Source organism: Streptomyces sp. CB01580, assembly GCF_001905795.1.
GTDB lineage: Bacteria > Actinomycetota > Actinomycetes > Streptomycetales > Streptomycetaceae > Streptomyces.
The window spans coordinates 139,063-153,106 of sequence record NZ_LIXJ01000012.1; the positions used below are offsets into that span (position 1 = coordinate 139,063).

Annotated in this window: 10 protein-coding genes, 1 tRNA gene and 1 other RNA gene; 8 read left to right on the top strand and 4 right to left on the bottom strand. The window is 69.4% G+C overall.

Going from position 1 to position 14,044, the window contains the following annotated elements:
* Positions 1-958 precede the first annotated feature (958 nt).
* The 4 genes from AMK22_RS19195 to AMK22_RS19210 are packed head-to-tail and all read left to right on the top strand — an operon-like array spanning position 959 to position 5,536.
* Complete coding sequence (locus tag AMK22_RS19195) at positions 959-1,771, top strand: toll/interleukin-1 receptor domain-containing protein (protein ID WP_073786602.1); 813 nt, start codon at positions 959-961, stop codon at positions 1,769-1,771.
* The gene (locus AMK22_RS19200; RefSeq protein ID WP_143203587.1) at positions 1,771-3,777 is read left to right on the top strand and encodes a hypothetical protein; all 2,007 of its coding nucleotides are present in this window, start codon (positions 1,771-1,773) and stop codon (positions 3,775-3,777) included. The genes AMK22_RS19195 and AMK22_RS19200 overlap by 1 nt, the downstream gene beginning before the upstream one ends.
* Positions 3,774-5,246, top strand: a complete 1,473-nt coding sequence (locus AMK22_RS19205; protein ID WP_073786606.1) for a hypothetical protein — start codon at positions 3,774-3,776, stop codon at positions 5,244-5,246. Before AMK22_RS19200 ends, AMK22_RS19205 begins: the two co-directional genes overlap by 4 nt.
* Positions 5,243-5,536, top strand: coding sequence for a helix-turn-helix transcriptional regulator (locus tag AMK22_RS19210; RefSeq protein ID WP_242434045.1), 294 nt, complete (start codon positions 5,243-5,245; stop codon positions 5,534-5,536). Before AMK22_RS19205 ends, AMK22_RS19210 begins: the two co-directional genes overlap by 4 nt.
* Positions 5,537-5,686: 150 nt before the next feature.
* On the opposite strand, the gene AMK22_RS19215 is transcribed toward AMK22_RS19210, so the two are convergent.
* Positions 5,687-5,902 carry an antitoxin gene (locus tag AMK22_RS19215; RefSeq protein WP_073786610.1) on the bottom strand — a complete coding sequence of 72 codons (216 nt, stop codon included), beginning with the start codon at positions 5,900-5,902 and terminating at the stop codon, positions 5,687-5,689.
* Positions 5,903-6,771: 869 nt separating this feature from the next.
* On the opposite strand from AMK22_RS19215, the gene AMK22_RS42375 reads away from it, so the two are divergent.
* Positions 6,772-7,275, top strand: coding sequence for a class I SAM-dependent methyltransferase (locus tag AMK22_RS42375; RefSeq protein ID WP_443333302.1), 504 nt, complete (start codon positions 6,772-6,774; stop codon positions 7,273-7,275).
* An 84-nt stretch (positions 7,276-7,359) separates the two neighbouring features.
* Here AMK22_RS42375 and AMK22_RS19225 read toward each other — a convergent pair whose 3' ends face one another.
* A complete protein-coding gene (locus AMK22_RS19225) occupies positions 7,360-7,782 on the bottom strand; it encodes a PIN domain nuclease (RefSeq protein ID WP_073786612.1) in 423 nt (140 codons plus the stop codon).
* Positions 7,779-7,994, bottom strand: coding sequence for a type II toxin-antitoxin system VapB family antitoxin (locus AMK22_RS19230; protein ID WP_073786614.1), 216 nt, complete (start codon positions 7,992-7,994; stop codon positions 7,779-7,781). The genes AMK22_RS19225 and AMK22_RS19230 overlap by 4 nt, the downstream gene beginning before the upstream one ends.
* A gap of 305 nt (positions 7,995-8,299) precedes the next feature.
* Here AMK22_RS19230 and AMK22_RS19235 point away from each other — a divergent pair, with 305 nt between their 5' ends.
* Complete coding sequence (locus tag AMK22_RS19235; RefSeq protein ID WP_079186269.1) at positions 8,300-10,699, top strand: type I restriction-modification system subunit M/S; 2,400 nt, start codon at positions 8,300-8,302, stop codon at positions 10,697-10,699.
* 432 nt (positions 10,700-11,131) lie between these two features.
* Here the strand turns inward: AMK22_RS19235 and AMK22_RS19245 are convergent.
* A tRNA-Ser gene (locus tag AMK22_RS19245) sits at positions 11,132-11,219 on the bottom strand.
* 251 nt (positions 11,220-11,470) lie between these two features.
* Here AMK22_RS19245 and ffs point away from each other — a divergent pair.
* Both ffs and AMK22_RS19255 read left to right on the top strand, forming a co-directional pair.
* Positions 11,471-11,565: signal recognition particle sRNA small type (gene ffs / locus AMK22_RS19250), an RNA gene on the top strand.
* 98 nt (positions 11,566-11,663) lie between these two features.
* On the top strand, positions 11,664-13,898 hold the full coding sequence (locus AMK22_RS19255; protein ID WP_073786620.1) for a DNA polymerase III subunit gamma and tau: 2,235 nt from the start codon (positions 11,664-11,666) through the stop codon (positions 13,896-13,898).
* The last annotated feature ends 146 nt before the right edge of the window (positions 13,899-14,044 follow it).

The following is a 14,044-nucleotide window of genomic DNA, read 5'->3' on the forward strand; positions in this document are numbered from 1 at the left end:
CACGCATCGTTCCGCCGCACCCGATCCCGCCCCAGAAATGCCGGAGAGGCGCAAATAAGTAGAGCAGCCCCTTGACGCGGACGGAAACGGGAGGAAAATAGTCAATACACCAGAAAACCAGAGTGAGCCGCACCGTCGGAGAAGACGTTCATCGACACGCGTGACTCACTTGTTGGCTCTGGCCAGGCCCCCGGCGGATCCGCTCGATCCCGGAGTTCTCAACGACGGTTGAAACCCGCGAGACCGAGAAGGACTACCGGGGACTGTTTATGCCCGGACCCGTTTCCCGCCCCGGGAACATTTTCCGGCGGGCGGCCATCGGCGCTCGGCCCCGACCGCGTTCCTGATCCCCCGATCCAGCCGGCTTCCCGATCTGGCCGGTTCGGCTACCGGGAATGCCGACGCATCCCGTTCCGTGCTCTGCGCCGTACCCGTACCTGCCACGGGTTCCGCGGCATCGGTCCCACATGGCCCCGGACGAGTCCGAGGGTTCCCGCGAGACCGCCTGCGAACGCCTGAAACCCATGTGTACGGTCCCGCCCGCCACAAGACGCGAGCATGCGTGCGGGCTCGACCGGAGGGCTTCCCAGGCCCACGCCAATCCGTCCCGTACGAGCCCCGTCGGGGCTTCGGGGCCGACGAACGCAGGTGCCGTCCGGCTTCGCCGACCGACCCCCGCCGCGCGAGTTTTCCTTCCACCACGTCGTAGGCCACGTACTGAAGCGCGTACGAGCGCTGACGTTCACATCTTCGACCGTGAGTGCCGCAACGGCCGGCCCTGGTCCGCGCGCTGCCGGAAAACACCACGCGCGGAGGCGCTACGCGCACGGGAAAGCAGCATGCGTACGGAAGTCCGCGTGCCGCTACCGGTGCCCGGACCATCACCGAGCGCGCGAAGCGGCGTGCGACTTCGCCGGACTCGTCGACGCCGCGTGAACGCACTGAAGGAGATTCCGCCATGCATCTGATCTTCGTGAACTATCGCACCGAGGATGAGGAGGCCACTGCCACTCTCGTCGAGCGGGAACTCTCCCGGATCTTCGGCGACGAGAACGTCTTCCGCGCGAGCAAGTCCATTGGCCCGGGAAGCCGTTATCCCCAGGAGATCCTCACCGCTGTCCGCCACTGCCGCGTGCTGCTGGCCGTTGTCGGCCCCCGCTGGCTGGAGGCGCGGTCGGCCGGCGGCGCAGCCGCGCTGGAGAACCCGGACGACTGGACACGCCGGGAGATTCTGGAGGCGTTCGTGTCCGGAGCCGTTGTCATCCCCGTCCTCGTCGCCCGCACGGAACGTCTCCGGGCCGCGGATCTCCCGCCGGAGCTCGGCGTTCTCGCGGATTGCCAGTACCGCCGCTTCGACCACCGCAACGCCGACGCCGATCTCTCGCGGCTGGCCGACGACCTCATCGGCCTGCTTCCCGAACTCGCCGAAGCGGCACGGAGGAATGGATACGCGCCGAGGGCTTCGGCGAGAGCAGAGGGCGAACGAGTCGGTGACGACCAGGAGAACGGGACCGCCCGGGTGTGTGCCGATGTGATCAACCACCGTCAGCGCGGTGGCATCGGCAACCTCAACGGTGACTTTTCCGGGACGTTCATCAGCGAGCCACAAGGGCCTGTCCATACCGGGAACGGACACATCTTCCAGACACCCGAGCCCCACCCGGACCCGAGGTTCTCCCGAGCCGGACGCGACATCGCCCATGGGGCCGACAACCGTGGAGCGAGCCGACGGCGATCGATCCGGGGCCGCCGGTCGGCGGGTACGGAGTGATGGCTGCCGACGGCCACATACGCGTCAGCGCGCCGCGAGGGCCAGTACACAGTGGCAGTGGAGACCAGTACATCACCTGGGCGAGCCGCGCGGGCGAGAGGCGGCTCGGAGCAGGGAACACACCCTTACGCATCTCGCAGGAGCACCAGCGTTACCTGACCGGATGCTTCGTTCCCCCGCGCCACTACGGCCGCGCCGCCGACGCGCTGGGGAGGGCCGGAGCGGTGGTCCTGCTGGACGGCCCTACCGGGATCGGCAGACGGACAGCCGCGACGATGCTCCTGAGGGACGTGTCGGTCGACGGCGACTCGATCGAGGAACTGCCCCTCTCCCCGTCCCCGGACGAGGAGACGCCCGAAACGCTGCCCGACGACCACTACCTGCTGGACCTGTCCAATGTAGCCGACGAGAACTATCCGGCCGCGGAACGCACCCTCATGCACTACAGGTCGAGCGTCGAGCGGAGCGGCGCCCGTATGGTCGCCGTACTCCCGGCCGGCCTGGAATGGATGCGCGACCCGGACCTGTACCCGTTGGTCGTTCACCTCGGACGGCCGCCCGCGCGCTACGTGTTCAGTCGGCATCTGCGGGCACAGGGTCTGGCCTTCGGCCCGGACGAGCTGGCGACCGACGGGCTCGTGCGCATGTTCGCCACCGCGCCCATGAGCGAACTCGCCCGCCTGGCCCGGCTGATCGCACGGGCACGGGACAGCCACCGCAACGGCACGAGCTTCGCGGAATGGCGGGACAAGGCCCTGGAGGCCGCGACCAAGTGGTCCGCCGAGGTGGCCAAGCAGCTGACGGAGCACCGGAGCATCCCGGAACGCTCCCTGCTGCTCGCCGCGGCCATGGCAGAAGGCGCGTCGGCGGACGCCGTGCACCGCGCCGCCGAACGGCTGCTGGACGTGCTGAGGTACCAGCGGGAGGACACACCCGGCCTGGGACGGGCGGACCTCGGTGAACGGCTGAAGGCGTTGTCCGTCGAGCGCGGGGACGACGGAAGGGCCGGGTTCGCCAGGCTCGCCTACGGCGGCGCGGTCCGACGGCACTTCTGGGAGAACTTCCCCGATGCCCGGCCGGATTTCCGCGACTGGGTGGGGCGGTGCCTGGAGCTCCCCGAACTCGGGGCCGAGGACCGCACGCGCATGGTCGCCAGGTTCTCGGAGCGGGCACTCGCCGCCGGCCGCCCCGACGACCTGTGCGAACTCGTCGAGCGGTGGACGCGGCCCTCCGCACCCGGGCCGTTCCGCGCCGAGGCCACGACCGCCCTGGAACTGGGCCTCATCCACGAACGGTACGGCTCGTACTTCCGCAGCCGCGTGTACGACTGGGCCTGGGCCAGGAAGTCCTCGCTGGCCCCAGATCTCGTCGCCGCGCTGACGGACGTCTGCCGGCAGGTGATCGCGGTGACCCACCCCGAACAGGCGGTGGTCAGACTGCGTCACCTGGCGCAGCGGCAGACGGGGCCGGAGGCCGAGGCCGCCCGTGCGGCACTGCTGGAACTGGCCCGGGGCAGCAGGAGGCTGTTCAGACGGCTGTCCGAACGCCTCGTGAGATCCGCGTTGTCGGCGAGCCCTGGCGTTCGCTCCGGCCTCGGTCCGGACATCCTCCTGGAACTGCTGGACCCCGTAGCCCTGCGGATCACTCCGCCCCGGCAGGAGTTCACCCGGGCCTGGCGGGCGGTCATGTCCACGAGGCCCGCGGCGGTCTGGGAGCCGACCGTACGGCGCTGGCTCACCGGGCACGCCTCGCGTCGCGTCGGGGAGTGGGCACTGAAGGCGATGGTCGACGCCGCGGCGGGGAGTTCCCTGTGGCTGAGCCACCTCTACACGACCGCGTGCGACTGGGCGGAGCGGCCCGACGCCGACGCATCACTGGAGACACGGGCACGACGCGACGTCCGCCAACGGATCTCCGAACGATTCTGCCGGAACATCGACCTGGTGCAGGGCATCGAGGACATGTGCTCGGAGCCCGGCGCGCAGGGGACAAGGGAGAGGGAATGAACCCCCGCCACCTGCTTTTTCTGTTGCTCGCGGCCGTCGTGGCCGGCGTCCTGGGAGTGGGTGCCGCACTCGCCTGGCCGGTCTGGATCTGGTTCCTCCTGCCGGCGCTCGTGGCCGGTGTCCTGCTGCTCGGCACGATAACGCCGAGCACGCCGGATACGCCGAGCGCTCCGGGCGCTGCTGAGCGAGCCTTTTCCGTGGGCCCGGAGCCGGACGAGGACACCGCTCCGCTGCCTCCGGTCGAGCCTCCCTACCTGGTGGCCGACGTGTTGTCGGTCCCGGTGGAGAGCGCGAAGGCGGACTACCCGTTCCTGTTCTCGGCCATGGTCCGGTGGCGGACGACCCCGGAGTACGTCCCCGCGTCGCACGGCAATCCCGCCGGCCTTGCGGTGGCCACCGTCCTGCAGCGCGTACGGGGCGTCGTGGCGGCCGAGCAGCCGAGCCGCTGCGAATACCTCCAGCACTGGCTGGAGGGCGCGCTCGGCTCTCCCGTCACCGATGACGCGGGGCTCGTCTCGGCCTTCGCCACCGATGTACGGCTCACGCTGAACCACACGGACCAGCAGCACCTGGACGCGCTCGATGAGCAGCGAAAGTCCGAGAGCACCTGGGAGAGCCGACGCGAGCACGAACGCAACCGCCGCGCCTATCTCGGGCGCGACGTACTGCGGAGCCCCGGGAGCGCGGTCGTCTGGTGGATGACACGCCACGAGGACCAGATCGAACGCGCGGTGGAGATGATCGCTCCTCTGACATGCCTGTCCGCCGCGGCCAACGACAGGGAGATTCCGAAAGAGTTCCGCCATCTGTTCACCACGTCCGAGGACCCCGTCATGTCCGAGGACCCCGTCCGCGACCGGTCTACGGGCGGATTCGACCACCCTGAGCCGGTGGGGGACGAAGCGGCGCCGGAAGAGGAGTCGTTCGAGACCATCCGACCCCAGCAGGCGACGTTCGGCGACCTCGTGTCCGCCATCCTGGACGAGGTGGGCCTGGAGCCGTACGGGGCCGAATGGACCGCGTTCCTGCTGCGCCTGGCCAGCATGTGCGAGAAGGCGGGTGGGAAGGACGCCGCCGACCGGATCCGCCAGGACCTGCTCCGTACAGGCGATGGCACCAGGTACGACACCCGGGGCGACACCGAGGGCGAGCGTTCGCATGCGGGAGCCGAGGAGGGCGCGTCGGCCACCGGGGTGCCGACGGCCGGGCCGGTACCGCGGGCACGCGCCGAGGACGCCCCGACGGCACACGCGAACGGGTACGACGGAGCCGGTCCCGAGAAGGCGGAACGAGCGGAACGAGTGGAGTCCGGCTGGTGGGACGGCCCGCAGGCACGCACCGCCCCCGGTGCGGAGCCGCTTGTGCCTCCCGCCCCCGACCCGCAGCCGCCCACGTACACCGGCCCGGAAACCGCGCACCGGAACGGCCTCGACGAAGAAGAACGCGACGACGAAGAAACATGGCAGTGACCGTCACACCGGCCGGTGACGTCTTCGCCCGCATCGCTTGCTGGGTCGTGTTCGGCCTGCCCGCACACGTGGATCTGCGAACGGCGGCGAAGGCACTCGGCCTGAGCCGGACCACCGCGTACCGGGGCGCCCGGACGGGCGCGTTCCCGTGCCGGTTGTGCAAGGAAGGGCGCGTCTACGTCGTACGTCTCGCCGACATCATGCGGGGGCTCGGCATCCATGACGTACGCGTACGTCATGACGACATAGAGGCGGGAGCGCGGTTCGCGGCCGGAAGGGGTGAGATGTAGCGAGCCCCCTCCTCACCGCCGCGCACGGCACACGGGCTCGGTGGTGAGGAGGAGAGGATCGGGTGGTGAGGAGGCGACGAGGACTGGTCGCCGGAAGGACACATCGGCAGGACGCGAGGCCCGCCCGTCCTCCCCCCCCCGTATCCCCGGTCAGGCCTTCTTCTCGCCGTGCTCGCCCTTCTCGCCCAGCTTCTCGACGAAGTCCTGCGCCTTGTCGACGGCAGTGTCGATCTTGTCGCTGTGCTTGCCGCCGGTCCTGTCGTCGATGAAGTCGCCTGCCTTCTCGAGCCCGTCGGAGATCTTGTCGCCGTGCTCCTCGGCGATCTCCTCGGCCTTCTCCTTGAGATTCTTCAGAGCGTCAAACATGCGGAATACCGGTTCCTTTGGTGAAGTGCCTGGTCAGGGACAGCGGAACCATGATTCCACGGAGGGCGCGGCACGGCAGCCCGACGTGTGTGCCGCCCCGGCACCAACGACGGAGAGCGTCGGGGCAGCACCACTTCCCCGGGACCGGCCACGCCCGCGCTGCACGCTAGATCCGCAACTCACCCTAAAAAAAAACAAGTTACACCTTTCTGGGCAGTAAGCCCGCCCATCCGTATATGCGTCGCGCGTGGGGACAGTCACCCCGCGCGGCCGACGACGCCCGGCTGCGCGGAGCGGGGCACCGGGCAGGGCACCCGGTGCCCCGCCGCCGGGAATCGACTTCTCGCCCCGGCCTCCCCCAGCCCGACCGCTCCCGGCACGGCCGCCCCGGAACCGCCGTCCCTGGCCCGGCCGTATCCGGAACCGGAACCGCCGCCCCCTCTGCCCTGACGGGAGCGCCCCTGGCCGAATCGGTCGGTGGGTCGTGACGGAACAGGCCTTGCAGTTCACGCACCGGGTCTACGGCGCCCGCGTCATCCCGCACGGCCGCGCCGACCTGTGGACGCGGCACCCCGAGGAGGAGCAGGCATGGCCGTGACCGACGAAGAGGCCGACGGCGTGGCGGAAGGCTTCGGATGCTCCTCCCTCCTCGCCGCCGCGGCGAGGGCCGTCGAGACCTGTCGGCCCGACGCACTGGCCCGGGACGAGTACGCGGAGCACTTCGTCCGCGCCGTCCCGGCCTGCGTGGACCGGCCGCTGCGCCCGGACCAGGTGACGGGCGGCGAAGCCGACCCGCTGAGGGGGAAGGCTGGGTTGCTACTTCAGGCTCCGGACCTGGGTGTTCGACGACTTTCTGCTCCGGCGGACCGATGCCGACGTGCGTCGGTGGTCCTGCTCGGCGCCGGGCTGGACGGCCCCGTGCGTACCGCCTGCCATGGCCGCGCGGCTGCACCGTCTTCGAGGTCGATCAGGAAGAGGTCCTCGGCTTCAAACAGCGCGCTCCGGGGACTGGACGGCCTGGACGCCCGTGCCCCGGACCCCGGGCCCGACGGGTCACCGTCGCCGCCGACCTGCGCCTGGACTCGATCCGGGCCCTGCTGGCACGCGGGGGTCTGTACCCCGTTCCACTTCACCCACCGCCTCGGCCGCGGCCCACGCCCCGAGACGCAGGACGCCCCGGCCGCCAACCGCTGGATTTTCGCCACCCGTCCGGGACCCTGACCCCGGGAAGAAACGCCAGAGGGCCGGGCCGCCGAAGCGGTCCGGCCCTCTGGACCGGCGGAGGATACGAGATTCGAACTCGTGAGGGGTTGCCCCCAACACGCTTTCCAAGTCCTCGTCTCGGGGTTCGGTGCGGGGCGAGGATGTTCTGACCTTGAGCGAGGCGGGGCACCGGATGGCTCATGGACGGTGCTGGACCAGGATGAATGAGACCAGAACTGAGACCAGTCGTACGGTCACTTACCTGGCTCAGGGCCGTACCACTGCATGGCTTGACCGGTGACAGACGCGATGCAGTCGAAGTCGTGGTCGCGGTGCAGGAGGGTCAGGCCCTGCAGTTCGGCGGTGGCGGCAACGACGAGATCCACTGCGCCCGCACTGCGGTGCTGCCCGCGCTTGGTCAGTAGTTCCTGTACCTGCCAAGCTCGGTCGTAGGCGCGGTCATCGACGGGCACCCAGCCGAACAGCATGCGCATGTCCTCGATGGCGCGTTCGCGATCCCTGGCGGAGCGGGCGCTGTAGAAGAACTCCAGCTCGGTGATCGGGCAGGTTGCGATGAGGCCGGCCGCAGCCGCCTGATCCCACCCGTACTGCTCGGCGTCGCCGTGCAGGAGTCTCGCAAGTGCGCTCGTGTCGATCAGGAACTGTGCCGCGCTCACCGTCGGTAGTTCCTCTTGTCCTCGAAGAGATCCAGATCGAAGGCACCCTCTGCGGCGGTGGCGCGCAGCCGGGTAAGCGCGAGCGCGCGCCGACGATTCTCAAGGACCTCACGCAAGGCCGTGTTGACCGTCTCCTTCTTGGTGCTGGTACCAAGGGCCCGGGCCACGTCGGCGAGTAGTTCGTCGTCGAGATCGATGACGGTGCGGCTCATCGTTCACCTCCGTTGATATCAATGCGGACATCAAGTATATCCCCATTGATGTACGTGGCGCTGGGCTTTTCGTTGTGCACATGTTCACAGAAGAGCGGGGATCCTTGAGCCCTTCGCACATGTATCGACGGTGCGCATCAGAGGAAATAGCAGCTGAAGGCCGTGTAGGAGTGTGGCCTCCGTCTGCTGGATGCTGATGACATAGAAGAGAGGGGTCTGCGCACTGCAGTGCGCACTTGTCCCCCTTCGGCATGAGCCATACGGTCGCCCCATCGCACTTCCCGAGGACGCAGTGAAGGTGGGACATGACGAGTGAGCAGAGCAGAGAAGGACGACTTGTTTCGCGAGCCGAGATCGCTGCACTGGCCGGGGTCAGGCGTTCGGCGGTCACGAACTGGGAGCGGCGCCACGCCGCCTTCCCCGAGGCGCTCCGAGCCGGAGAGGCGGAGTTCTTTCGACTCACTGACATCATCCGATGGCTGGACACCCGCCAGGTACCAAACAGGGATCGCCGCGTATCGGAACCCGAAATGGTTACGTACGGTGATCGAATCCGCGCCTCGCTGAAGCGAGGTCAGGCATCTTCGTCGAGCGGCGAGGCACCGTGCACGTCCCTCGATTCGGGCAGCGAGCGCGCCCGGTCCCTGTCTCGCGAGTCGCTGGCCGAACTGTTGGAGCTGTCGATGATGCGGCGATGGGGGGCTCGCTCCCCGGCAGGCTATCTACCCCTGCCGCTCTGCCTGACCTTCCTGAAATGGGCGGGCCCCGAGAGGTACACGGCCCTGGAGCGGCTGGCCTCGTCCCGTCCACCGTTGGAACTCAGACGTTTCCTGCAGAAAGCGGGAGAGGAGGCGGACGAACTGCTCCGGAAGCATGGCGTGGTCCCCGCGATGAAAGCCGCGCTGCGCCGGTTGGCACCCGAGCGGGACGCGGATGCGGCACAGATGCTGAGTCTGGTCGACGGGCTCGATCGGGGGGCCTTCCGAGACTTGCTCGACGCGTTCGCGGAAGACGTGGCTCTGGGCAGCCGGGAGGCGTTCACACCCAGGGGAGTGGTGGACCTGTTGAGCGGGATCTCCGTGACGGAGGGTTCGGTACGCCGGATCAACGACCCCTACCCGAGAGGGGGCGAGCTGCTCGCGGCGGCGGTGGTGGCAAGTGGCGATGCCTCACCTCCTGTCGTTCGGGCCGAGGCCCCGAACGACAGCATGCTGCGTATGACCGCCATGAACCTGATGATCCACGGTGTCGTCCCGCAGCTGAACGCCAAGGTCGAGGCCCCGTGGCTCACCACAGCCCGAGACCACCGGGCCGGGGCGGATTTCATTCTGACCAATCCGCCGTTCAATGCCGAATCCGGGAAGACCGGTTCCATCAGCTGGCGATACGGGACCCCGCCGCCGTCCAACGACAATTTCGCCTGGCTTCAGCACGTACTTTCCATGCTCAGGCCCGGCGGGCGCGCTGGCGTCATCATGGCCGACAACGCTGCCGTGTCCGACCAGCCGAAAGAGCGGGCGATCCGCCAGGCCATGGTCGAGGACGGGGTGGTCGAATGTATCGTCGCCCTCCCATCACACCTCTTCGCGGGCACTACCGTCTCGGCTTGCATCTGGTTCCTGACGACGCCGTCGACGCGTACCGAAGTGCACTTCATCAACGCTCGCCGTGCGGGGGAGATGGCCTCCCGGACTCGTCGGGAATTGCAGCCCGACGACGTACGGCTCCTGCGGCAGGTCCATCGCTCGCTGCGCGAGGGGACCACGTTGCCTGACGACGTGCGGGTGCTGGGAAGGTCCGTCTCCGTGCAGGAGATCAAGAAAAGGGGCCATTCCCTCAGCCCTGTTGACTACGTCAGCGTCGGAACGCACGCAGTGGCGACGCCCGCAGATGTGGCCGCATCCCGCGAGGAGCTTCTCGGGGCTCAGGGCAGCGCGTCGTTCCTCGATTCGACGACGCAGTCCCTCTGGGGGCAGGGCACGGCGTTCGGCCATATCCGTCAACGCCCCTCGCATGGTTGGCCGAGACGGCTCCTGGGCGATCTGTGCAAGGTCCAGGCCGGCCCTTCCCCCTCCTTGTTGAACCCGAAGATGTTCTCCCGCGGTGGGGAGGTTCCCGTTGTACTTCCCAAGCATCTGCGTAATCGACGCATCTCCGCCATCGAGGAGAGCAGGGTCTCGGATCGGGATGCGCGACGACTGGAGCGGTTCCTGTTGAGCGAGGGCGACATCCTGTGCACGCGTACGGGGACGGTCGGACCCTCGGCGGTAGTAGGAGCGGCAGAAGCCGGCTGCCTGTACATCGGCAATCTTCTCCGCCTGCACGCCTTCGAGCCTGGTACGGACTCGCGCTTCGTTCTCGCCTTCCTGTCCCTTCCGGAGGTACAGGCATGGATCAAGGACCGAGCCGAGATGACCACTGTCGCCTCGATCAAGACGAAGGCGATGCAGCAGCTTCCCGTACTGCTGCCACCCATCGAGGAGCAGCGCCGCATTGGTGATCTCCTGTGCGCACTCGACAGCCAGATCGGGGCCCACCACCAGGTAGTGGCGGCGGCGGAACGCGCGCACGGCGAACTCGCGACCCTGCTGATGGGGGGTGCTCTCTCGTCCGATGAACAGACGCCCGCACCTGACGCGATGGCGGCGGAGCTCTCTTCCCTCGGAACCGATCACCACACCTCGAAGGGAAACGCCGGTGAGTGACCTGCCCGCTGCGACGCGAATCGCCTGGCTACTCGTGGCTGCACTGGCTTCCGTGGTTGTCGCCCTGCTGGCCTTCATGCTGAAAAGGGGCTCAGGGACAGGACAATCCGAGGCTGTCTTCGTAGCCGGCACGGCGTTCGCCGGCTGCATGGTCTTGTGCCTCGGGGTGCTGAGCGCGGCCTTCGGTACCTGACCGGACGGCGAGCAGAACGCCAAAGGCCCGGACAGGCAATGCTGGCCGGGCCGCAAACGGTTCGAAGCCACCCACGACTACGAACGTCGAAGGGCCCCACCGCAAGCGGTGGGCTCTTGAACGGTCGGTAGGCGACGGCGGCCTGCGGCGACAACTGCAACCAAAACTGCAACCACGGAACGTCGAAGGCCCCCGCTGCTCGCAGCGGGGGCCTTCGACGTATTGCCCGGTGAGAGCAATGGCGGAGGATACGAGATTCGAACTCGTGAGGGGTTGCCCCCAACACGCTTTCCAAGCGTGCGCCCTAGGCCACTAGGCGAATCCTCCGCCGCAAACAATACAAGACGTTGGGGAGTGCTCGCGAACCCCTTCCCCCTCGAGATCCGTTCGGGGCCGTTCGGAGCGGACCGAAGAGGCTTCGAACGGCTCGGGGAGGACCGAAGCGGACCGGAGGCGAGGTCGAGTGGGCTGCGGCCGAGGCGGCGGGTGAAGGGGAACGGGGCACGGGCGAGGGAGACGGAACAGGGGAGGGGGCGGGGAGGTGGACCGGGAGGGGTGGGGATCGGCTAAGGTGGGCGTCAGCCCCTCACGTGGCGCTATCTGACTGAACTCCCCCAGGGCCGGAAGGCAGCAAGGGTAGGTCGGCTCTGGCGGGTGCGTGGGGGGCCCTTGTGTTTCCCTCCGGGGCCAGTGCCGACCCTGTGAGGCCTCGTGGGGGTGTGGGCGCCGGGGCGGGGCCGGTTGTCGGTGCGCCCGGATAACCTCGTATGTGTGTCGTCCCTTGCGCTGTACCGCCGCTATCGCCCCGAGTCGTTCGCCGAGGTCATCGGTCAGGAGCATGTCACTGACCCGCTGCAGCAGGCCCTGCGGAACAACCGGGTCAATCACGCGTACCTGTTCAGCGGTCCGCGCGGCTGCGGGAAGACGACCAGTGCGCGCATCCTGGCCCGCTGTCTGAACTGCGAGCAGGGGCCGACGCCCACGCCGTGCGGGGAGTGCCAGTCCTGCCGGGACCTCGCGCGCAACGGGCCGGGGTCGATCGACGTGATCGAGATCGACGCCGCGTCGCACGGTGGCGTGGACGACGCCCGTGATCTGCGGGAGAAGGCGTTCTTCGGGCCCGCGTCGAGTCGTTACAAGATCTACATCATCGACGAGGCGCACATGGTCACCTCGGCGGGGTTCAACGCCCTGCTGAAGGTGGTCGAGGAGCCGCCGGAGCACCTCAAGTTCATCTTCGCGACCACCGAGCCCGAGAAGGTCATCGGCACCATCCGGTCGCGTACGCACCACTATCCGTTCCGGCTGGTTCCGCCGGGCACCCTGCGCGACTACCTCGCGGAGGTCTGCGGCAGGGAGGACATCCCCGTCGAGGACGGCGTGCTGCCGCTCGTCGTGAGGGCCGGGGCCGGGTCGGTGCGTGACTCGATGTCGGTGATGGACCAGTTGCTGGCCGGTGCGGGCGAGGACGGTGTGACGTACGCCATGGCGACGTCGCTGCTCGGTTATACGGACGGCTCGCTGCTCGACTCCATCGTGGACGCCTTCGCGGCGGGCGACGGGGCCGCGGCGTTCGAGGCCGTGGACCGGGTGATCGAGGGCGGCAACGATCCGCGCCGCTTCGTCGCCGACCTCCTGGAGCGGCTGCGCGACCTGGTGATCCTCGCCGCCGTGCCGGACGCGGGGGAGAAGGGGCTGATCGACGCGCCCGCCGATGTCGTCGAGCGGATGCAGGCCCAGGCGTCCGTCTTCGGCGCGGCCGAGCTGAGTCGTGCGGCCGACCTGGTCAACGAGGGGCTGACGGAGATGCGCGGGGCGACCTCGCCGCGCCTCCAGGTCGAGCTGATCTGCGCCCGAGTGCTGTTGCCTGCCGCCTTCGACGACGAGCGTTCGCTGCAGGCCCGCCTGGACCGGCTGGAGCGCGGCGCGTCCTTCGCGACCGCCGGGCCGGGGCCCGCCATGGGGTACGTGCCGGGACCGGAAGCCCTGGCCCATGCCCCCGCTCCCGTCGCGCCGGCCGTCCAGCCGGGCGGCGGTCCCGCCGCCGCCCGCGCCGCCGTACGGGGAGAAGCGCCCCCGCCCTCGGCACCCGTGCCCGCTGCCGCGCCCGCGGTGCCGTCCGTACCCGCCGAGACGCCTTCGGCGCCCGTGCAGCCCGCCGCCCCGCAGCAGCCTCCGGCCGCCCCGCCGACCGGGGCCGGGGCGCCGGCGGGCGGTCAGCGTCCCGGGGCCTGGCCCACCGCCGCCGCGCCGGAATCCGGCCGCCGTCCTGGCGGCTGGCCGACCGCCGCGGCCCCCGGCCGGTCGCAGCCGCCACAGGCCGCGCCCGACCCGGTCGCGCCCGCCCCGGCCGCCCCCGCCGCAGCGGCGCCCGCCGCCGAGCCGAGCCCGGGAATGGCGCAGGGTGCGGGCCAGGTGCGGAACATGTGGCCGGACATCCTGGAAGCGGTGAAGAACCGCCGCCGGTTCACCTGGATCCTGCTCAGCCAGAACGCACAGGTCACAGGCTTCGACGGCGCCACTTTGCAACTCGGCTTCCTGAACGCGGGCGCACGCGACAACTTCGCGAGCAGCGGCAGCGAGGACGTGCTGAAGCAGGCCCTCGCCGAGCGGTTCAACGCGCAGTGGAAGATCGAGGCGATCGTCGACCCCTCGGGCGGTGCGGGCGCACCGCCGCAGTCCGGCGGCGGCCGGTCCTACGCCGCACCGCCCGTCTCCCAGCGCCCCGCCTCACCGCCCCCGCCCCAGCAGCAGTACGAGTCCCGGCCCGCTTCCGCCTCCGCCCCGGCCCCGCAGCCGAGCGCGTCCCCGGCGGCGGAACCCGCCCCGGCGTCCTACTCCTCGCAGCAGTCCTCTGCCGCGCCCGAGCCCCCGCAGCCGGTCGCTCCCGAGGACGACATCCCCGAGGCCGACGATCCCGACCTGGTCGACTCGGCGCTCTCCGGGCACGAGTTGATCGTCCGTGAGCTGGGCGCCACGGTCCTGGAGGAGTTCACGAACGAGTAGGAGACGAAACGAGTAGGAGGCGAACGGAGAAACTCGCGAGCGAGCGCGGAATCCGAGCGTGTGCGAGCGCAGGGGCAGCGCCTGTGCGAGCGCGGAATCCGAGCGTGTGCGAGCGCAGGAACAGCGCGCGGGTGAACCCAGGGGGA

Coding starts and splice junctions, on each gene's coding strand:
- AMK22_RS19235 (WP_079186269.1), top strand. CDS start 8,300: ATGACGAGTGAGCAGAGCAGAGAAGGACGACTTGTTTCGCGAGCCGAG.
- AMK22_RS42375 (WP_443333302.1), top strand. CDS start 6,772: ATGCCGACGTGCGTCGGTGGTCCTGCTCGGCGCCGGGCTGGACGGCCC.
- AMK22_RS19195 (WP_073786602.1), top strand. CDS start 959: ATGCATCTGATCTTCGTGAACTATCGCACCGAGGATGAGGAGGCCACT.
- AMK22_RS19200 (WP_143203587.1), top strand. CDS start 1,771: ATGGCTGCCGACGGCCACATACGCGTCAGCGCGCCGCGAGGGCCAGTA.
- AMK22_RS19205 (WP_073786606.1), top strand. CDS start 3,774: ATGAACCCCCGCCACCTGCTTTTTCTGTTGCTCGCGGCCGTCGTGGCC.
- AMK22_RS19230 (WP_073786614.1), bottom strand. CDS start 7,994: ATGAGCCGCACCGTCATCGATCTCGACGACGAACTACTCGCCGACGTG.
- AMK22_RS19215 (WP_073786610.1), bottom strand. CDS start 5,902: ATGTTTGACGCTCTGAAGAATCTCAAGGAGAAGGCCGAGGAGATCGCC.